A 21,132-nucleotide genomic window follows, 5' to 3' on the forward strand; every position below is an offset into this window, starting at 1 on the left:
CTTACTTTTCCAAGTTTTATAATAATAACTGTTTTTCTTTACCCAAGAGCGACCAACGTGCTCCTAAACCAGTTAGTGTTCGAATAATTCCGACTAATAAGATGACTACCCACATCGAGTAACCGTGATTTAATAATAGGCCCCCAAACCAAGAGCCCGCGGGAATAGAGGCGAAAGAAACCATCCGCGTTACTGCCACTCGTCCCAGTAACTCTTGCGGAACAGTTCGCTGCCGCAAGGTAAAGTAAATAATGACATTGATATTAGTAAAAAAACTGACTAGCCCTAAGACGAGGCCGATATAAATATAATTCGTACTGATCAAAAGTAATAGCGTACTTAAACCAGCGCCAATAGTGCTCGCTGACAGCAAGACTCCAGCCCGCCAGTTTAGTTAAATGAAGGAATTGTTTTGATGCTAATAACCGAAAAATTTTAACAAGTCAGATCACCTGCTTTCTCTAGTTTTAAATTACCCCCTTGACTAATACTCTAACTTTTATAAATTTTCTTAAAGAGGAGACCCTGACAGTTACTGACTAGGAATTCCAATTTTAGATAATATAAAAACCATACCCTTCACACTAGGTATGGCTTTGAAACGACTTTTCGTATTCATCTGGCTGGCTGCCAACAAAGATTTTTCTAATTTTCGAGTAAATTGGATCATAATTTAGACAGATTGACCCAAATTGCTATAGGCGAAATCGCCGGAACATCCTATACTAAAGATGGTCCTATGGCTGTGGGACTATCAAATCCCCTTCTAGCGGTGACCAAGGTTAGCCCCTCAGACGCTGACCGCAGTCAAAGTCAAAGCTACGATATAATTCTCAAAATTAAATTTTTGGGGATTATATTATTTATAGACTTATTTTCTGTCGCAAAAACCAGTGATTTCTAATAACTTAACTAATTCATCAATTAAAATCTATCTTTATTGAAAATTTCAAAGAAATCAAAGTAGATTGTGTGATACAATAACTTTGCAACCCAAATACGTCAACTCGTTATGAGATTGAGTAATTATCGTGAATTTTTCAGGTAATTACACGCCTTTCTCTGTAATTATAACCCCCCACGATAAAAAGGTCAGCCGCCTTCTGGTTCGGCCTTTTTATTATGCCAGAAATAAAAATAGCCCACTCCGTTCATCTACGAAACTAAGCTATCAGTCATATTTGGGTGGAAAGCAAATTAACTTTAACATTAAACTCGGATCCATCCACCAATCCAATGAAGGTTGGTATGATCATAGAGCCGCTTATATACATGACCGTTAATTGACTTAAAGTGCCAGTATAGAAATGGCTTAAAAGTTTCTGCATGAACATTTTGAGAAATTTGCTGTTCTGACGAAATACTCTCTGTATTGGTAGTAGCTGCTTGACTTACTTGGGAATGAAAACAGAAGATTCCTAAACTAAAAATAGCTATAACTAAACTCCAAGTTAAACGTTGCTTCTTATTTTCCACTGAGCTTCTCCTCACGAATTTTTAGTTTGTTGACTGACGGATCTTTAATATTATCTACTGTGCCCACAATATGACCATCAATAACTAAATAATACTTTTTACCTTTTTTCAATAAATAATCTTTAGAATTGCCTTTCGGATATACTCTGTAAGTTCCCTTTGTATTGGGAGCATTGGAGATATCCGGTTCAACAACTATTGAAGTAACAAGAAAAAGTAATAATGGAATCACAATAATTGATACCAGATGAGTATGTTTAAAACGATGGTCTTCAAACATAAACTTAATTCTGCGAGATAATGTGTGTTCTTCAGCAATTGTAAACTGCAAAGAAAGTAATGAATCCTTTTTCTTAGAACCTCCACTTATACTCTTTGAAATTTCAACTAAGCTTTCTGCGTAGACAAGATCAGAATCATTGCGATCAATCTTCCGTTCAACTTGAGAATCAACATACATCTCTAGAACTAATGCAAACTGAGTTCTAAAACGATAAATCGGTGGAAACCACCAATATAGACAAATCACAAGCTCTACAACTGCTTTACTCCACAAATCATGATTCCGAATGTGCTGAACTTCATGACTAAGAATAAAATCCAAATATTTACTATTTTCTAATTGCTTAGGGATAATAATTTTGGGCTTTAGTAAACCAACAACAAAAGGAGATCCCGAAAAATCTAAATAATAAATCGGAATAGTATGATGTCTAAACTTACTATGCTTATTTGATGATTCAAATTTGACCGGTTCCAACAATTGCTCAATAATTCTCGAACTATGAGTTTGGTGATAAATCAGCAAACTAACTTTAATAGCTACACCAATAGTCCAAACAACTATTATAATCAACCACGGATCAATATAAAGCCCATGATAGGTCAATAAATCTTGATGCAAGAATTCATAAAGTACCGATAAAAAGTGCGGAGCTTTAATAGTTTTAGTGTTAATTAACTCAACTGGAAGACATAACCTAACAACAAGTAGAACACAAAATGATAATAAGAAATCGACTCGAAATACCTTATATAGCGATGTTTTATCTAAAATAAATTCAAAGATTACAATTAGTAACGTAGCAAATAGAATTGAGATTAATATTGACGATAAAGATAAATGCATAGTTTCCTCTTATTAATCCTTATTCTTACGCTGTTCTTGGATATAGTCTTCGATTTGAGTTAGTTCTGCTTCGCTACTTTTGCCGATAAATTGTGCTACTAATTGCAACATGCTCCCGCGAGAAACCAAGGAGTCCAAGTAAGCTTCTTGACTAATAGCTGGACGATACTGTCGAGTCAAGACGGTCCCGCTATACCCAACTCCAGCAGTTTTGATCATATCGTTAGAAAGTAACCGTCTCAAAACAGTCTGCACCGTATTTTGACTCAACTTAGAATCTGTCGCTGCGATCTCTTTAGCTGACAAGGCTTCGTGATTGTTCCAAAGAACCTGCATAATTTGCAATTCACGCTTTGTAAAGTTAAATTTTTTCATTAAGTCCACCTCCTTATTCTGTATTTCACCAATTTTACAACTAAATTGGTGAATTTTAAATCAGCCAGTTTAAAAATATCCATTATTCATCTTTACTTTTATCCCCTTCAGAATTTGTTGTCATCTCTGCTTTAGATTTAACAACTTCTTCTTCTTCGTAGATTTCGATAATTTCTCGTGCAATGGATAAAGTAATCGCCCCGTCTGTCGCCAGACGCATGACTTTGACTAGGAATGGATCCTTCTCACGCTCTTCTACAGCGTTCAATTTCCTGATGATTCCGTCAAGACGAATTCTGACTGTAGGATAAGAAATACCATACAATTCAGCAACTTTCTTTAATGATCCTGACAATGCAACAAAGTTTCTAATAAATTCTAAATCATCATCTGATAATTCAATATACCAAGGACTCATAAGAATCACCTCCTTAGTAGCAACTTTAAATTAAGTTGACTTAAAAGGCAATAATTAATTGAATTTATTTTATTAGACCTTCAGCTTAATTTTTCAATTTGGAAATATATTAACTTGTTTTATAAAAGTGTGCTAGGAAGGAGTTGGTGACTTTTAAACTAGACAACAAAGAACCCCGCCACGACCAAATCACGGGGCTCTTCCATAGATTTATCCGATGGTGGACTATAATATGGATAATAAAATAATCTAAATGAAATTGTTCTAGAGAAAGGAGTAGCCTAGGGTCCACCCAAATAGACACCTAGAATTGGAAATAAGCAACGAATCACCATCGAATTGGAATCAGTACAGGAAAAATTCCTGTAACTTGATTGTAGCACATAATTAGCAAATGTTATCTTTAAATTTAGGTATATTTGTTAAATTGTGAGGAATTCGAAATTATTTTGGATTCTAGCCGGTCTGTCGCTGAAAAGAAATTGATTTATGGTAACGCTTTTCCCTATTAGAATAGGATTTTAAGGTTTTTTCTAACTTAACTTATCTTTTTTGATAATTTTTTATTTTTGGCTTGAGTGCCAAATTTGAGAAATAATTTTCTATTCGTAACTTAAAAAGTGTCGCAAATTGCGACACTTTTTGTATTTTGTACCATATTCTAATTTTCCGATAGTCAGCAAGAGCGATTAAAATGGATGATCTAATTATCACCAGTGGGCTTATTTTGAATATTTCTTTTTAGCTTTTTCTAAGGTTTGCTTAGCAATTCCTCCAAATACCGTGCTCATAGGTCCAATTTTTAATCTGGGTTATATCCCCACTAAAATAGTAATCAATAACTAGCCGATTCCATTGAGACCATTGATTTAGTGGTACATTAATAATTCCCGCGCCACCATCAACCATGATTTTATTAGCTGCAATAGTTGCCGTTCGCTTATTACCGTCCCAAAAATCCGTTGGTGCAGATTATGATAGATCAGGGTTAAAGCCTTATCAGTCGTTGTCTTAGATGAATTCATTAACTTATTAACAAAGTCGTTTTCCTGCTCTTCATCAATCAATGGTGGCTCAAAATAATATCCCTCTCCGAGATCCACTCCACCTTGACCAGTTCTTAATTCACCAAGAAATAGAGCATCTTTGGCAGCTACTACTTGATTAATTTTCTTTTCAAAATTTAAATTAAAAGGCTGCTCATCTTGAGTGATTAACTGCCAACCCTTTTTCAGAGCAACAATTGTATTAATATCGTCAATTGGAACACCATCAACCTCTAAGCCATCAATAATTGTTTAGATTAGAATCAGGGTGGTTCTTATCCCTTCAAAGCGCGAAGTTCTATGAACCAATTTAGTAAAGTTCATTCAGATAAAACGTCGATTTTGATCTGGAGACAGCTGAAACTTATCTACAAAAATAACCATTCATCTCCTGGCTAACAATTAAACGAAGGGGTTACCGTATTTATTACAATACTGGTAAAAACCCGCTTTGGATAAATAAATATCTTTATCAATTTGTTGATTATCTTTAAAACGAATCATTTTTAAGACTTGCTGCGTAAATTCTAAAGCGGCTGTCCCATTAGTAGTGACTAGGTGCCGATCAGGCACCGCCTGCTTTTCGACAAACTCGGTTTTATTTTGATATTTGCTAAAATTTTTCCATAAATATTGGGCATTGCCAGTATGCTTGAAAGCAGTAAGTAATCCATTTTGGGCAAGATAATCAACCGCTCCACAAATAGCTCCAGTAAATTTACCATTAGTTAAACGATCTTGCACTATTCGCTTTAATAGATCATTTTCGATCGTCCAAGAATTCCCACCAACCAATATTAACAATTCACAATCGGTAGGTACTTCTGCTAATTGATAATCAACTACCGTCTTAAATCGCCCAATTGAAACTACTTCCTTTGCAAGTGAAGCCGTTTTGACTTCCCATTTGGAATCCTGATTTAAGATACTTGAGAGGTAAGCGCTCTCCCAATCAGCATATTCGTCTAATATCAAAAAAACCGCTTATTTCACAGAATATAGCCTCCTACTAATACTGCTCTAGCCCTTTTTTTTAATTATTATACTACTTGAAATATATGTATATCGAATTAACTAAATTAAATAATATCTTAAATATAGATTATGGAAAGATTTTTCTCCAACTCTTTTCTGTGGTACTTTAAGTATTAAAAGAAGCCCTGCTTGAACAGGGCTTCCTCCAAACCGTAAAACGGTGCCAGCCTATAAGATTAAGCCCTCAGCCAGCTAAAGCTAAGCTGACTTTTTTCATGCCTAAAGTTTCTGGACCTATGATAAAAACATCTTCACATTTGATAAAATCGAATAGACGTGTTCCATAAGATAGAAAAGAAGCCAGTCCATCCTAAAACTAATACTACGGTAATTCTAATTATCTCCACTCATAGTATCTATAATATTTTTATATAAATTTAAGCAGTAATTAAATGATATCTGCTAATTTAAAAGTCATATTTACTAAATTGACTCTAGTAAAGCTTTAAGGTTCGGTTTACATTAATTTATTCTTTAGTAAGTTCCAATATTATTTATTTGGTAATTAAACCAATTCGGTAAAAGCGACGGAACGACCACCCCTTGACCACCTATAGGTGCAGGTTTAAGAACGGGTAGACTACCACTACTATAATAGTAAGCTTGATAAACCAGCTTAGAACAATAATTAGGATCAAAAACTCTTAATTGTGTATTAATTAAATACCGAATATGTCGATCCTTAATCCAACCATGTGTCGAACTATAAAAACGCCAATCACCCCAAGTAGCGGCTTTACTTGCGATATCCTGATCTTTTAATCGATAAATACGCAACCAGTTATTTATATGACGAGGAGAACCATCTTCTCCGCGTAGCCAATCTTTAACAAGAAATTGATTATTATTATCTAGAATGCCCTTATACCAATCACTACCACCAGTCATTTCTAGAACAATATTATTGGTAGTGGCTATCGCAACGTGTCCAATAAAAGGTCCAGATGAACTAGTCCCTCCTTCAATTATGATATCCCCTTTTTGTACATCTTTTTCAAATTTCACCGCATTATCTTCCTGAGATCGCATTAGAGACTTTGGCTTATTATAATCATATACGGTTCCATCAGGAAAAGCGCCATAGTTATTTTGTTGAAGCCACTGCTCAAATGTAATATTACTGACATCAAGTTGTTTATTTTTCACTAAATTCTGATACTGCTGTTCAAACAAATAGATATTATCTTTAAAAACTTGATAACTATATTTGTAAGATACAACTTTACTGTTTTTCACCGCATCTTGATATAAATTATCAACTTCCTGCTCACTAATAGCTAGAGAACTATTTCGGACATAAATTAATCCGAAAAACAGGCCTAAAACACTTAAAAAAATGATCTGACGCGATTTTAACATGTTACTTCCCCTTTTAAAAATAAAAATACTGTAGTAACTTTAAATTAACTATTAGATATTTAATATTACATTATAAATTTCCAGCAGTAAATAAAAATCATTAAATTCATTTTTACACTTAAATAATCTAATAACAAAAAATATTTTTAATTTTTTATGATTAATTATTGACAAAAAAACTATTAATAAGTATTCTAAAAAACGGAGTTACATTTGTTCTAACATTTTAATTTTTTGGAGGAAAGAAGATGGATTTTTTTAATCTCAAAAGCGTCTGGGTAAAAGTCTTAGTGGGAGCGGCTGCTTTATTTTTACTAACAGAAGCAACAGTCACAGTTGCTTCTGCATCAGCCTACTGAACTATTTCTCAAGAATGGGTTTCAGGCCACGGGGAATGAAGTACTTTTGGTGCTTCTAATCGAGTTACTCTAGGTACACTTCCTTTAACGGTGACGTACAACCATGCACCTATGGATATAATACTCGATTGATTAATGGTAATGGTGCAAATAGATCAAATTGGGTAGGCTTATATGTTGACTACACTACAAGAGCTGGAAATAATACAGGCTTACCAGGTTACAATTATTTTGCTGATGTTCGTTCTAAGTGGTATGAACCCAATGGAAGCACTGTCAAATTGCACTTTAACTCTGACTGGCACTAGTTAAAAATTTAAAAATATTGTTTTAATAGGAGTGCAGATATTATTCTGAGCTCCTTTATTATTCTACGAAAAAAGGTAAATTAAAAATGCTTACACGCAAAAAATGGCTAACACTTGTTAGTATCGGCATTTATATTTTAGTTATCACGGGATTAACTCTTTATCAAATCAAGAAGAATATGGGTGCAGGGGTCGATGGAACAACTCCCTTAACTAATTTTTGGTATTTCCAATTTGGCGGCGTCGGTGATTCTCTGATATCAGCAACCTTAACTTTAATTTTGTTCACGACAATTGCTTCAATGGAAAGTATCTATCTGAAAAATAATAATACTTTCTACAACGTTCAAACTAGAATTGGTTTCGGGGAATTTTTACGTCGGAGCGTTGGGAAGGTTTTAGCGTTAACTTTCTCCCTAACAGTAATCATCAAGCTTTACCAATTAGGGCTGATTAGTTTAATCTTTGGCCAATTACCTTCCAATATTATCCTTCCCGAACCAATTAGATATGGCTTAGGTCCTTTTGATGATAATTTACTGACTAGCTGGTTAATATTCACTCTCTTATCTGCTTTAGGTTGGGGCATCTATGCGATATTCGTTTTTGCAGTGGGCCTCTTTGTTCCCAAAAATAGTGTTTATCTGGTTCTGGGAGTGGTTTTGGGAATCATAGCTTTAACTATCCCAGGGATCTTGTCGAGAATTAATTCAATTCTCACTTATCTGATGTATTTTATTTTTATTCCCACTTTAATTGCTCCAGGTCAGGCTACTTTTGGGGTTTGGGGTGGAAAATTCCCTCCAGTGTATCTGACATTTTCTAGTGCAGCTTTAATTTATCTAGGAAGCGCCTTTCTTTTAATGCGAGTTTGGGTTAGCCGCCAAAGAAGAGGAGGCTAAAGATGCAATCAAGTGCAGTTCGCAAACTTGTCTGGCGCCAATTAGGAATAGTTATGCTTTTGGCGATGGTGGTCAGTATTTGGGTGGGAACAATTAACGGTGATCACCACGACATCATTCGAGTTTTAATAAAAAATAATTTACCGGTTCTTTTACCACAAAGCTTAATTTTAATTGTAATCTTACGACAAGTTTTGACTTTTAAGTCCGCTGCTCTTTTAATTGGCGTTCGTCAGCAGAGTGATCTAATTGAAAAACAATTATTACTTTTAGCAATTTTGAGTGTCAGCCTTTACTTTGGAGTTTATTATGGCTCTTTTCTCTTGAGTGGAAATCAACTTTTCCAAGATGGTTCAATCGTTTTAGGCTGCCTGATCTTAGGATTACGTTTTCTATTCTTGCTTATCTTAGCGATCCTACTTATAGGCGGCTATCGTTTCTTTAATCCGGGTTTGATTCTAGTAATTACGCTTCTAGCTAATTTTATTTATCACTACAGCTTTGAGATGACTTATCTGTTAATTAAGTATGCCCAGATTTATGATCCTGTCTATCGCGCCATTCACCATATCTATATGACCTAAAGGAGAAAACTATGCTCACTCTGAAAAATATTGCCAAATCATTTCAACAACAAACTGTTTTGGTAGATATCTCTCTAACCGCATCAACTGGCTGCCTGATTCACATTGCTGGACCTAATGGTTGCGGAAAATCAACTCTTTTCAAAATTATTACGGGTCTCTTAAAGCCAGATCAAGGGACAATTGCCTTGGCCGAAGGAAGTATTTTAGGAGCTCTAATTGAAAATCCGCAATTTTTAGAATATGAAACAGCCCTCACCAATCTGCGCTTTCTAGGTGATCTAAATCAACGTTTTAATCTGGAACGGACCCAGAAGCTACTACAACAATTTGGCTTAGATCTGGAGAACCGGCAACGAGTATCTAAATATTCTGTTGGTATGCGGCAGAAGTTAGGCATCATTCAGGCCGTCATGGAGGAACAAAACATCATCTTATTGGATGAACCAACTCGCGGATTAGATCCAGAAAGTATTCAGCAGTTTATTCAACTCTTAGAAAAGCTAAAGCAAGAACAAAAATTAGTGATCGTCGCTAGTCATGATGAAATTCCTGGTTTAGTTTATGACCGGGCGCTAGTTTTAAGAAATGGTCAATTAAACGATGTCTAAAAAGTTGGGTTTTGGTGGCTACTTTTTGCTGGTTCTACTTTTATTTTATCTGGTTCCCACTATTGTCCCGCAGATTTCTGTTCATGATCACGCTAGTCTTGTCTTAGGTTATCAAAATAGTCCTTTTCTAATCGCGATGATTGCTGTCTTTAGTTTTTTCTTCGATTACCTCTCCTTAGTCTTACCTCAAAGTGAGCTGTTGGCCATCCGAACCTCCTTATTAGTACGTCGCCCTTCACTTTGGCGCCTCTATCGGGGGTATGGTCGTTTCTTGCTCCCATATTTACTTTCTTTTATGATCGTCAAAGGGGTCTCCCTGTTCCTTTGGCCACAAACAATAACCGTCTTTTGGTTTAGCCTTTACTTGTTAGAATGGCTCTGTTGGCTTGCTTTGAATTTAAATCGGCGAGTAACTTTGCCCAACGGATTGATTTTACTGATGTTTGGTCTGACAAGAATTTTAGCGCATTATTTATTTTAACTTTTGGGCAAATTTTGGCTTGGTAACAATAGACTTTTATTCATTGGATATGCTACAATGAACTTGTAAAAATCAAGAATGGATCCATTTAGACATCACAAAAGCCATACCTACTAACGATAGGTATGGCTTTTTTTATCATCTATAATTAATAGACGTATGGGTTAAGTCAACTGCCCTTATTATCGTGATCACTTAACCAACGATCGAATAATTTCACCAAAACTCCTGAAATAATATTCACGAGAATTGGGACGACAATAAGTATCAAGAATGAAGCCATAATTAGACACCACCTTTCGAGGCAGTTGCCACTATTTAACTTACCATAACTATCTTCTCGATAACAGCAGGTCTTTAATTAAATAAATTATAAAAATAACAATAAAATGATACAAACTAAGAGATTATATTAAGCGTTTTGGCTTTTATTATTTAGTTAATAATCCACGAAATACTTATCCAACAAATAATGACTTATTGCCCATGATTAAGCGTTTTTTCAGTTGCTATCAGCAAGTCATTCCTCTTCTTTTCCCCTGACAAAAACAATAATTTTCATTATTAACTTATGGGTAAATCAACTGCCCCTATTGTCACAATCATCCAACCAATGATCAAATAGTTTTACCACAATTCCCGAAATAATATTCGAAATAGTAAAAACCAGCTTAATCCGGAATTCCGGAACTAAGCTGGTTTTTGTTTGGCTAACTTTTAGTCTTCACTTGTGTCAGACTGATCCGTTTTTATAGAGCCGATCTTGAATGAAAGTTTTTCCCGCTAAAGATGTTTTGTCCCCCACAAGTAAAACTTGTGGTTTATTCGATCATATTAAAACAAAAAATGAACTCTACTTTTGTGTAAAGTTCATTTCTAGCCATCAATACGATTTGACTTAGACCCGAGATTAATCTCCAAAAAGAGAAACCGATATCAGATTTTATAGAGCCATTATAACTCATCAATACCAGAAAATTTAGGCCCAATAATTTATGAATCATCAAGCTTTAAGAAAAAATTCCAGTACGCATGTTATTAAAACTGATCACACATAACTGGTAAAAAAATTTTAACTATAGGTTGAAGATGGCAACAGCTTTGTTAATTTTAAACCTTCCCCAATATATCATTTTGGTTAGCAAGTTATATACAAATTAGATACTAATGCCGGTGTAACTTTATAGCATTCAGTAAAGGCTTCCCAAATAAAAAAATTAACACTGTAAGAATCAATGCAATAATTGTTGCAACCCAGAAAGACATAAAGAACCTTAAAATGAAAGATAACCCAATATAAACAACCATAAAGAAAAATGTAAACATTTATCACATCTCCTTATTTTCTAACATTAAATCTCTTAAATATCTTTCCAACATGTGAGGAGATTCAAATTGGGAAGTACGCGCACTAATGATTCTATTGCTTTCCAAATATAAAATTTGTTCACTATATTGAATAGCTAATTCAGCAGTATGAGTTGAAAAAATAATTGTCCCAATACTACTGGAACCTAGTAACTTTGATAGTTGCATATTTGTCTGTAAATCAAGCGCAGTAAAGGGCTCATCAAGTAATAACAACTTTGGTTTTGCCAAATATACGCACACCATAAGAGTCTTATATTTCATACCTTCTGAATACGTATCAACGTATTGCTGCAACTGGTGGTGACTCAGTCCTAGTTCATCAGCCACACTAAAAATAAGCTGTTGCTGGCATTCGATTTTTTTTAAGAAAAGTATATATTCTATAAATTCCAATCCAGAAAGATAATTAAATGGAATATCTGACCCTAAAATAAACATTCTTGATTTTGGAATATTAATAAAATTTCCTCTTCCAGGCTCAAGATCACCGTTTAATAAACGTAGTAAGGTTGTTTTTCCTCGACCATTTGGACCAAACAGTGCGAATATTCTCCCGTCAGAAAAATTAAAGTCAAGATTAGAAAAAACGGGAGTTTGATCATATGAGAATGATAAATTAGATATTTTAATTTTCATGATTAATCACCATTGTTTCAACAAGTGCACCACATATAAGTAATAACAAAGTAAGGCAAGCACATACAACTAAAATAAGCTTTTGGATATCTTTTATTTTTTTTAATTTTGTTCCAATAGAAGCAGCTAAACAGTACGCAAGAATTTCTAGCCAACAGAAAGGCATGAGCTGAGTGACAATTGAAACCCAAGAATACGTTGCAATAGATATGAGTAGTGGAACTACGAACCTGATTGCGACAATTGCAATAGTTACGTATGGAAATTTTTGGTGCAAAACTCCAGAAACAATTATGATGCTAGCAACTACTAGATTATTTAAAAATATTGCAATCCAATTAACATTTCCAGGTGGAATCGTCCGTATATTTTGAAGAAACTGTCCTTGATCAATCAACATATAAATTGATATGGCTGAGAAGACTACGCCCATAAAAATAATCAATGAATAGGTAGCTTCGCTTAATAATACACGTTTAAAAAATTTCATTTATTGCAATCCAATCCATAATCCAGCAATAAATTCAACAGCGGTAATACCACCACTTAAAATTTCGATTTGATGCATTTTTGTACTAGTGGGTATCCTAAAAGAAAGTATAATACTGTATGCTGCCAATTGAAAAAGCACTGTCATCAAGAAAGCGGAAACTATTAATACCGTCCATACTATATTTCCACTCACCATAAGACAAGCACTAATTATTACCTGAGGTAGCTGAAGTGGCAACAATGACAAAGTAATGCTTGAAAGAGATCGGTTTTTTATCGCCGGGAACATATTAAGAAACTCGATATATTTTATATTTAATAAATATCGCTGATTAAATTGAGTGTAGAGAAAAGTAAACATTGAGATAAGTATCAAGACTTTTGATGTAGGGAAGATCGGAATTTTAGCTAATATAATGGCGATGTATATCGGTAAGAAGAGGCGATACTTTATTTCACGATTGAGAAAATCTCGAGCTATTCCTCGTCCCTTTGTGATATCCAGTACAAGATGCTGTGTACTAGATTGATGATGGATTATTCTTCCAATTATTGGAGAAGCTAATAGAAAAAAAACACTTAACAATACAATTAGTAAAGTACTTGAATTTTCGATATATCCAACGAATTCATTTAGGTGAATACTCTCGAAGTTTGGGACCTTATAGTATATGAATATAAATACAAACATACACAAAAGTTTATTGACCAGATTGAAGGATGGTTGTTGAGACGACCTATATAATAGGTTTAAAAATATTTGCGTTGGAAGTATAGCAATTGCGCAGATAGAAAGGATGACACTTCCCACTGTTATATATATAGGAACTTTTGCTGTTGCTACATATACTACATTTAATAATTCTAATGGTACCAGATATATAAGCTTCTTAATTGCATAAACAGATGACAATTCTTTAATATATTGGGCAAATTCTTCAATAGTTAATATTCCCATTTTAAAAAAATCTAAATGATGAAGCTTTGTATTATCACTCAGGGCCTTGAAATCTCCTGTTTTCACTACTACTAGTAAAAGTATAGTATTAAAAGATTCTATAGAGTAAATCGAATTCTGTGGAATAAATTGATACACTAATTCTAAGTAACACGTAAATAATGTAATTAAACCGCTAATTACAAATACAATATACTTTTTCCATTCGAAAATTTTTTGAATTAGCCCTGAACTAATAAATCCATTTAGAGACCAGATTCGTTGCCTAAGGAGCAGATAGTCAAGTGTTCTCGCTGATTTACTTGAATTCATTTGAATCACCTCATTTATATTAATGAACTAGGTGAATGTATCTCATAACACGAATGTTTCATCATTCCTCAAAACCCTCCTATTTAACTAAAGTCTGACAACCAAACCTCGCTCACTGATGTAGAAGTTTACTGCTGATTCAGCATTGCCGGTTTCCTTTGCCGAAGTCAAATTTTCAAACTGTATTCATGTTTTCTACACGTTTATTAATATGATTGTTAAGAGGATTCATGAACATAAGCAAGCTAGAAGACAATTGTAGAAAAACATAAACGAACTTAAAAATCTTTTAAACAGTAGTTTAGCATTATATAAAGTTACTTGGCATATACCATATACCTATAGATTCCAATTACTGTAACTTTTTATAAAACAATTACTGTAATCACTGATAATATAATTGCAAGAATCTCATTTACAGAAATACAAAGAGTAACAATACGCCGAGAAACATTGAAACGTTTTAAAAATATATATATAGCTATTTGACTAAAGGTGAAGACAACCATAGATACCAATTGCTGTACCATAATACTACTTGAAAAAAACGAAGTTAATACCACTGATACTAAAATGCTGAAACTGTATATTACCCTTATTCCACTGTTTGTTTCTTTTCGTCTAAGAAATATATGCGCAACGAAAGAATAGAAAATTACGTAGAATACAAATTGCAAACTTGAGGAAAGTACAGCAGTGAAAATTGAAATAGTTATTACTGCTGACTCATAGTCACCACTATACGTTACATGTTGAATTTGCAGAAGCGTAGTCCAAATAATTAATAATACATAGGTAAGTAATAAATATATATTGTACTTTCGACTATGCATGTTGGTACCTCCTTCGGAAAGAAAAAGAGAAGAGGTCATAGGGGCCATTTTGACCGCAGTGATCTCTCCTCTAGTGCCGAGTTAAATTACATACCCTTCAACCAAGCTGAACCTAATACTCTGTTAACGCCCCAGCCGAGAATAAAAGAAACTGCAATGCCAACAAGGCCAGCACCTGCTGCCGCACCAACGGCTGCGCGAATACTTTGGCCGGCTCTCCAAGCATCATAAGCTGCTTGAGCAATAGCCGCCGCTCTCCCAACACTAACGCCAAGAGCAGACGCTAATAGTGCTGAATGTATAAAAAGGCTAACAACTAATACCGAAACGATTGAAATCGGAATTATTTTCTTTAATTCCTTAGAAAATCCGCTGAGTTGGTAACCAACCACAAAACGAGAAATAACTGTATTCATAATTTATCACCTCTTGTGGTCTAGCCGAGTAAGATAGAGCTCCAAAAAGGGAAACCAAGATCAGATTTTATAGAATCCTAACTTTTAGTCTTCACTTGTGTCAGACTGATCCGTTTTTGCTGGTTCAGGATCATCTTCTGGAGTTTCTTGGACAATCGCCATTGTTGAAACGACGGCATCATCGTTGGTCTTAATTAAGCGGACTCCCATCGTTGCCCGACCCGTTTGGGAAACATCTTGGACTGCGAAACGAATCAAGACACCTTGATCAGTAATCACCATCACATCTTCATCCCCTTCAACAGTCGCTAAACCGGCCAAGGGGCCATTTTTCGAAGTAATGTTTAAGGTCTTAACCCCTTTAATACCCCGCCCCTTAATCGGGTATTCTGTGGCCGCTGTGCGCTTGCCATAACCGTTCTCTGAAATTGCTAGGACTTCCCGGTCGGGAGCTAAGATTGCTGAACCAACAACATAGTCGCCAGAACGAAGGTTGACCCCACGAACTCCGCTCGCCGTCCGACCCATGACCCGAACTGCAGTCTCCGAGAAGGAAGCGGCGTAGCCTTGATGGGTTCCCAAGATGATATTTTGATCACCATTGGTCAACAAGACATTGCTCAAGCTGTCGCCTTCGCGCAAGGTCAAAGCTCGCAAACCATTCTTGCGAATGTTCTGGAATTCGCTAATCGCCGTCCGTTTGACCGTTCCTAACTTCGTCACGAAGAAGAGGTTCTGGTGAGGAGCAGTTTGATTGACAATCTCTTTTTGGAGATGAATTACGGCTTGAACCCGTTCTTGATCTTCAATTCCCAACAAGTTGATAATCGGAATTCCCTTGGCGCTGCGGCCATATTCGGGAATTTCATAACCTTTAGCCCGATAAACCTTGCCGACATTGGTAATGAACAACAAGGTATCGTGGGTCGAGGTGTAAATTAAACGTTCGATGAAGTCATCATCGTTGACCCCCATCCCCCGGATTCCCCGGCCACCGCGGTTTTGAACTTTAAAGTCGGCCGCCGGGAGACGCTTGATATAACCGTTATGGGTCAAAACAACTAAGATATTTTCTTCGGGAATTAGGTCTTCGTCTTCAATACTCAAGACTTCGCCGACCATTAATTCGGTCCGGCGTTCGTCGCCATATTTCCGTTGGATTTCTAGTAATTCTTCATAGATAATCTGATCGATTCGCTCTGACCGGGCCAAAATATCCCGGTAATCGGCGATTTTCGCCATCAAATCTTGGTATTCACTTTCGATCTTGTCGCGTTCCAAACCGGTTAAGCGAACTAAACGCATGTCCAAAATTGCTTGAGCTTGCTTATCCGATAAATTATAGCGGGTAATTAAGGTACTCTTGGCAATTTCGGCGGTTTTAGAACTACGAATAATATTAATCACGTCATCAATATGATCAAGAGCAATCCGCAAACCTTCTAAGATATGGGCTCGCGCTTGCGCTTTTTTCAATTCGAATTCGGTCCGGCGACGAATTACGTTTTCTTGGTGCTGCAAGTAATAACGCAAAATATCTTTTAACGATAGAACTTGAGGAGCCCCTTTGACAATCGCCACCATATGGAAACCAAAAGAAGTCTGCAAGGAGGTTAATTTATATAAATTATTTAAAATTACATCGGCACTCATATCCCGACGCACATCAATCGCAATCCGCATCCCGGTTCGGTCAGATTCATCAATCAAGTTGGTGATTCCTTCAATTCGATGGTCCCGGGCCAGTTCAGCAATATGCTCAATTAATTTAGCCTTATTGACCATATATGGCAATTCCGTAATCACGATTTTTTCGTGACCAACCTTATTGCTTTCGATGTTCACTTTACCCCGTAAGGTAATGTTTCCGCGGCCAGTTTCGTAGGCTTTTTTAATTCCGGACTTGCCAATGACGACACCGCCGGTTGGAAAATCTGGTCCAGGAATAACTTGCATCAATTCCGGAATTGTAATATCCGGATTTTTCATCAAAAGATGAATTCCGTCAATCACTTCTTTTAGATTATGTGGCGGGATATTGGTGGTCATCCCTACCGCAATCCCAGTAGCCCCATTGACTAAGAGGTTGGGGAAGCGGGCCGGCAAAACGACTGGTTCGCGTTCCGTCCCATCGTAATTATCAACGAAATCAATCGTATCTTTATTGATATCCCGCAACATTTCGGTCGCAATTTTGCTCATTTTAGCTTCGGTATACCGCATCGCCGCTGCGGGGTCGCCATCAACGGATCCAAAGTTTCCGTGACCATCAACAAGGACGTTGCGGTAACTAAACTTTTGGGCCATCCGGACCATGGAGCCATAGATGGCAGAATCCCCGTGGGGGTGGTACTTCCCCATAACATCCCCCACAATCCGGGCGGATTTCTTATAGGGTTTATCAGGAGTTACCCCTAGTTCGTTCATCCCATATAGAATCCGGCGGTGAACCGGCTTCAAGCCGTCGCGGACATCTGGCAAGGCCCGAGCCACGATGACACTCATGGCATAATCTAGAAACGAGCTTTGCATGGTTTGTGATAGATCTACTTTCTGAATCCGATGATCCTGCGTTTCACTCATTAACTACCAACTCCTCTACCCTAAAAGTCTAATTCTGCATATTGTGCATTTTCTTCAATAAATTGTCGCCGCGGTTCAACCTTATCGCCCATCAACATCGAAAAGATTCGCTCAGCATCAGCCGCTTCTTCACCGCTAACTTGATCTAAACGCCGGTTTTCCGGATTCATGGTCGTATCCCACAATTGTTCCGCATCCATTTCTCCTAAACCTTTGTAACGCTGAATCGCCGGCTTCGGACTTGGTTGTAAGGTCACTAAGAAATCTTTCAATTCTTCGTCAGAATCAATATAGCGGGATAATTTTCCTTGGCGAACTTGATATAGCGGTGGCTTCGCAATATAAACATAGCCGGCTTCTAAGATTGGCCGCATATAACGATAAATTAAGGTCAACAATAAGGTCCGAATATGGGCGCCATCGACATCGGCATCGGTCATGATGATTAGTTTATGATAACGCGCTTTGGTCACATCAAAGTCGGAACCAAAGCCAGTTCCCATCGCGGTAAAGAGCGTTCGAATTTCGTCATTGGCTAAGATGCGATCCATTGAAGCTTTTTCGACGTTCAAAATTTTGCCCCGAATCGGCAAGATGGCTTGGGTCAAACGGGCGCGACCTTCCTTAGCAGAGCCACCGGCGGAGTCTCCCTCGACGATAAATAATTCGGAAATTTCTGGATCCTTGCTGGTATTATCGGCTAATTTTCCCGGTAAATTACTAATTTCTAGACCGGATTTCTTCCGGGTAACTTCCCGGGCTCTTTTGGCCGCTACTCGGGCTCTAGAAGCTAACATCCCTTTTTCCACAATCTTGCGAGCTTCACTCGGGTGTTCCAACAAGAATTGATTGAAGTGGTCACTAAAGGAACGATCGGTCACGCTGCGGGCATCGGAATTACCCAGTTTGGTCTTAGTTTGACCTTCAAATTGAGGATCCGGGTGCTTGATGCTGACAACCGCGGTCATCCCTTCCCGGACATCATCACCGGAAAGTTTTTCGTCTTCTTTTAAAATCTTATTGCGGTGGCCGTAATCATTAATTACCCGTGTCAAAGCCGACTTAAAACCGGATTCGTGGGTTCCACCTTCATAAGTATGGATATTATTGGCAAAGGTCAAGAGATTGGAATGATAGTCATCGGTGTATTGAAGCGCAACTTCGACAGTAATTCCATCTTGCTTACCTTCGACGTAAATTGGTTCTGGGAAAATAACAGTTTTATTTTCATTCAGATATTCAACGTAACTCTTAATCCCCCCAACGTAATGGAATTCTAGCTTTTCAGCAGTTTCCTTGCGTTGATCGGTAAAGGTTAGTTTTAAGCCTTTATTTAAGAAAGCTAACTCGCGAATTCGCGTTTCCAAAGTATGATCATCGTAAACCGTGGTTTCGGTGAAAATATCGGGATCAGCTTTAAAGTGAACTTTAGTTCCATGGGGATGACCAGCCACCGGGGCAATTTCGTGCATGGGATGGTTGACCTTGCCACGCGTAAAGTCCATATAGTAACGGTGGCCGCCCCGAGCGACTTCAACTTCCAAACTTGTACTCAAGGCGTTGACAACGGAGGCCCCAACCCCATGCAAACCACCAGAAACCTTATATCCGCCACCGCCAAATTTTCCGCCGGCGTGTAAGACGGTAAAGACGGTTTCCAAAGCAGATCTTCCTGTTTTAGCCTGGACATCGACCGGGATTCCCCGTCCGTTGTCGGTAACTACGACACTATTATCAGCTAAAACCTCGACATTGATTTCGTCGGCAAAACCGGCTAAGGCTTCGTCAATCCCATTATCAATAATTTCCCAGACTAAGTGGTGCAGTCCTTGGCCACTAGTGGAACCAATATACATCCCGGGACGCTTACGAACAGCCTCTAGTCCGGAAAGAACTTGGATTTGACTAGCATCATATTCTTGGGCTTTTTGCGCCATGCTTTCGCCAGCAGCCTTCTGGTCCTCTAAATTCATATCTTCTGCACTCATACTATGCCTCCCGCTTTGATTTTAAAAATTCGTGGTTGTTCAATTGCTTGCAAGTTAACATTATCCAAACTCGTCGTCGTAATAAAGGTTTGAATTCGATCTTCGATTGTTTTCAGTAGCTGGGTTTGCCGCTCTTGATCTAATTCCGACAAGACATCATCCAATAAAAGTAACGGGTAATCCCCTACCACTTGTTGAAAAAGATCAATTTCGGCCAATTTCAAACTCAAAACGGCGGTGCGCTGCTGCCCTTGAGAACCAAATTTTTGTAAATTATTGGCATTAACTTGAAATAAAAAATCATCTCGATGAGGCCCAACAGTTGTCGTTCCTAAACGCAAATCATGCTCTTGTTGGGCTTGCAATTTAGTCAGCAATTGTTGGTATAACTGCTCAATGGAGGTGGTTGTCTCTTCTAGACCACATTGATAATTCAAACTTAAATGTTCGCTTTGCGCCGTGATTTGTTGGTGAATCGGCTGGATTAAGCTTTCCAGTTGCCCCAAAAATTTTTGCCGCGCCCGAATTACTTCTGCTCCGTAACCGGCCAATTGGTCCGTCAAAACTTCCAAATATAAACGATCTTGACTTTGATGCTGGCGTAATTTCTTGAGATAACTGTTGCGCTGCTTGAGGACTTGGCGATATTTGGCACTATTTTGTAAATAGACGGGGTCAATTTGACCGAGTTCCATATCAATAAACCGCCGCCGCAGATTGGGCGAACCTTTGACCAAATTCAAATCTTCGGGAGCGAATAAGACAACATTTAACTGCCCGACATATTGTGATAGCCGGGGTTGTTCTAGGTGGTTGATCACCGCGTGAGGTCCCGCCGCACTTAAAACTAATTCTAGAGTTAAACGCCCTTGGGCCCGCTTAATTTGGGCTTGGAGACGGGCAAAATCTTGCTCCCAGCGAATAAGTTCTTGATTATTATTGGTGCGGTGCGAGCGCACTAAAGCTAAGACATAAATTGCCTCTAAAAGGTTGGTTTTGCCTTGAGCATTAGCACCGATGAAAATATTTGTCCGCGGAGCAAACTCCAGTTCTAGCTGGTCGTAGTTGCGAAAATTTTGTAATTTAAGTCGCTGTAATTCCATTGTTAGACAAGGCTAACAAGTGTGCCATCAGCTAACAAAACTTGATCGCCTACCCGCAATTTCTTCCCGCGGCGGGTTTCACGCGCCCCATTAACTTGGACGGTCTGATCTTGTAAGTACCATTTAGCTTGACCACCGGTTCCGATAGCTCCGACTTCTTTAAGAACTTGAGTCAAAGTTAAATATTCCCCGTGAACTTGTATTGTTTGCTCCATAAGTTCTTCTCCATACTCTCTGAAAAGGTTCAAATCATAGTTTAATTATACTTTTTTTAGGGCCAATAAGCAATTTTACGACCGCTGAGCCATTTTTATAGGCTTGAGACAAAAGTATCAAGCAAGCTCCAAAATGCGAAAA

22 protein-coding genes are annotated in these 21,132 nt (G+C 37.5%); 4 read left to right on the forward strand and 18 right to left on the reverse strand.

Annotated elements, in window-relative coordinates:
• Positions 1-16: 16 nt before the first annotated feature.
• The 8 genes from HU830_RS05320 to HU830_RS05355 all read right to left on the reverse strand — a co-directional run bounded on the left by HU830_RS05320 (position 17) and on the right by HU830_RS05355 (position 6,838).
• Entirely contained in the window at positions 17-373 is a 357-nt protein-coding gene (locus HU830_RS05320; protein ID WP_228765821.1) for an MFS transporter, read from the reverse strand.
• 836 nt (positions 374-1,209) lie between these two features.
• Complete coding sequence (locus HU830_RS05325) at positions 1,210-1,476, reverse strand: hypothetical protein (RefSeq protein WP_176942748.1); 267 nt, start codon at positions 1,474-1,476, stop codon at positions 1,210-1,212.
• Complete coding sequence (locus tag HU830_RS05330) at positions 1,466-2,605, reverse strand: M56 family metallopeptidase (protein WP_176942749.1); 1,140 nt, start codon at positions 2,603-2,605, stop codon at positions 1,466-1,468. The genes HU830_RS05325 and HU830_RS05330 overlap by 11 nt, the downstream gene beginning before the upstream one ends.
• A gap of 12 nt (positions 2,606-2,617) precedes the next feature.
• A complete protein-coding gene (locus HU830_RS05335) occupies positions 2,618-2,980 on the reverse strand; it encodes a BlaI/MecI/CopY family transcriptional regulator (protein WP_176942750.1) in 363 nt (120 codons plus the stop codon).
• 82 nt (positions 2,981-3,062) lie between these two features.
• On the reverse strand, positions 3,063-3,398 hold the full coding sequence (locus HU830_RS05340; RefSeq protein ID WP_176942751.1) for a DUF2089 family protein: 336 nt from the start codon (positions 3,396-3,398) through the stop codon (positions 3,063-3,065).
• 869 nt (positions 3,399-4,267) lie between these two features.
• Positions 4,268-4,501, reverse strand: coding sequence for a hypothetical protein (locus tag HU830_RS08905; protein WP_228765823.1), 234 nt, complete (start codon positions 4,499-4,501; stop codon positions 4,268-4,270).
• 345 nt (positions 4,502-4,846) lie between these two features.
• Positions 4,847-5,419, reverse strand: coding sequence for a DJ-1/PfpI family protein (locus HU830_RS05350; protein ID WP_194946730.1), 573 nt, complete (start codon positions 5,417-5,419; stop codon positions 4,847-4,849).
• 534 nt (positions 5,420-5,953) lie between these two features.
• Positions 5,954-6,838, reverse strand: a complete 885-nt coding sequence (locus HU830_RS05355; protein ID WP_176942752.1) for a hypothetical protein — start codon at positions 6,836-6,838, stop codon at positions 5,954-5,956.
• Positions 6,839-7,591: 753 nt separating this feature from the next.
• Between HU830_RS05355 and HU830_RS05360 the strand changes: the two genes are divergently transcribed.
• From HU830_RS05360 to HU830_RS05375, 4 genes are read left to right on the forward strand one after another with little or no spacing between them, the layout of a single operon-like run.
• Positions 7,592-8,407 carry a hypothetical protein gene (locus HU830_RS05360; RefSeq protein WP_176942753.1) on the forward strand — a complete coding sequence of 272 codons (816 nt, stop codon included), beginning with the start codon at positions 7,592-7,594 and terminating at the stop codon, positions 8,405-8,407.
• 2 nt (positions 8,408-8,409) lie between these two features.
• Complete coding sequence (locus HU830_RS05365) at positions 8,410-8,991, forward strand: hypothetical protein (RefSeq protein ID WP_176942754.1); 582 nt, start codon at positions 8,410-8,412, stop codon at positions 8,989-8,991.
• 11 nt (positions 8,992-9,002) lie between these two features.
• Positions 9,003-9,602 (forward strand): ATP-binding cassette domain-containing protein, encoded by a 600-nt coding sequence (locus tag HU830_RS05370; protein ID WP_176942755.1) that lies wholly within the window; start codon positions 9,003-9,005, stop codon positions 9,600-9,602.
• Positions 9,595-10,083, forward strand: a complete 489-nt coding sequence (locus HU830_RS05375) for a hypothetical protein (RefSeq protein WP_176942756.1) — start codon at positions 9,595-9,597, stop codon at positions 10,081-10,083. Before HU830_RS05370 ends, HU830_RS05375 begins: the two co-directional genes overlap by 8 nt.
• A 169-nt stretch (positions 10,084-10,252) precedes the next feature.
• Here the strand turns inward: HU830_RS05375 and HU830_RS05380 are convergent, their stop codons facing one another.
• From HU830_RS05380 to yaaA, 10 genes are all read right to left on the reverse strand, one after another.
• The gene (locus HU830_RS05380) at positions 10,253-10,366 is read right to left on the reverse strand and encodes a type I toxin-antitoxin system Fst family toxin (protein WP_176942757.1); all 114 of its coding nucleotides are present in this window, start codon (positions 10,364-10,366) and stop codon (positions 10,253-10,255) included.
• A gap of 297 nt (positions 10,367-10,663) precedes the next feature.
• Positions 10,664-10,759, reverse strand: a complete 96-nt coding sequence (locus HU830_RS09200) for a type I toxin-antitoxin system Fst family toxin (RefSeq protein ID WP_176942859.1) — start codon at positions 10,757-10,759, stop codon at positions 10,664-10,666.
• A 653-nt stretch (positions 10,760-11,412) separates the two neighbouring features.
• Entirely contained in the window at positions 11,413-12,090 is a 678-nt protein-coding gene (locus HU830_RS05390) for an ATP-binding cassette domain-containing protein (RefSeq protein WP_176942758.1), read from the reverse strand.
• Positions 12,080-12,580: a stage II sporulation protein M gene (locus tag HU830_RS05395; protein ID WP_176942759.1), complete on the reverse strand. Its 501-nt coding sequence runs from the start codon at positions 12,578-12,580 to the stop codon at positions 12,080-12,082. The genes HU830_RS05390 and HU830_RS05395 overlap by 11 nt, the downstream gene beginning before the upstream one ends.
• Positions 12,581-13,852, reverse strand: a complete 1,272-nt coding sequence (locus tag HU830_RS05400) for a hypothetical protein (RefSeq protein WP_176942760.1) — start codon at positions 13,850-13,852, stop codon at positions 12,581-12,583.
• A 919-nt stretch (positions 13,853-14,771) separates the two neighbouring features.
• Positions 14,772-15,101 carry a hypothetical protein gene (locus HU830_RS05405; protein WP_176942761.1) on the reverse strand — a complete coding sequence of 110 codons (330 nt, stop codon included), beginning with the start codon at positions 15,099-15,101 and terminating at the stop codon, positions 14,772-14,774.
• An 84-nt stretch (positions 15,102-15,185) separates the two neighbouring features.
• Positions 15,186-17,684, reverse strand: a complete 2,499-nt coding sequence (gyrA, locus tag HU830_RS05410) for a DNA gyrase subunit A (RefSeq protein WP_176942762.1) — start codon at positions 17,682-17,684, stop codon at positions 15,186-15,188.
• 20 nt (positions 17,685-17,704) lie between these two features.
• On the reverse strand, positions 17,705-19,621 hold the full coding sequence (gyrB, locus tag HU830_RS05415) for a DNA topoisomerase (ATP-hydrolyzing) subunit B (protein WP_176942860.1): 1,917 nt from the start codon (positions 19,619-19,621) through the stop codon (positions 17,705-17,707).
• Between the two features lie 47 nt (positions 19,622-19,668).
• Complete coding sequence (gene recF, locus HU830_RS05420) at positions 19,669-20,775, reverse strand: DNA replication/repair protein RecF (RefSeq protein ID WP_176942763.1); 1,107 nt, start codon at positions 20,773-20,775, stop codon at positions 19,669-19,671.
• 2 nt (positions 20,776-20,777) lie between these two features.
• Positions 20,778-20,990 carry a S4 domain-containing protein YaaA gene (gene yaaA, locus HU830_RS05425; protein ID WP_176942764.1) on the reverse strand — a complete coding sequence of 71 codons (213 nt, stop codon included), beginning with the start codon at positions 20,988-20,990 and terminating at the stop codon, positions 20,778-20,780.
• Between the last annotated feature and the right edge of the window lie 142 nt (positions 20,991-21,132).

The organism is Bombilactobacillus apium (genome assembly GCF_013385145.1).
Lineage (GTDB): Bacteria > Bacillota > Bacilli > Lactobacillales > Lactobacillaceae > Bombilactobacillus > Bombilactobacillus apium.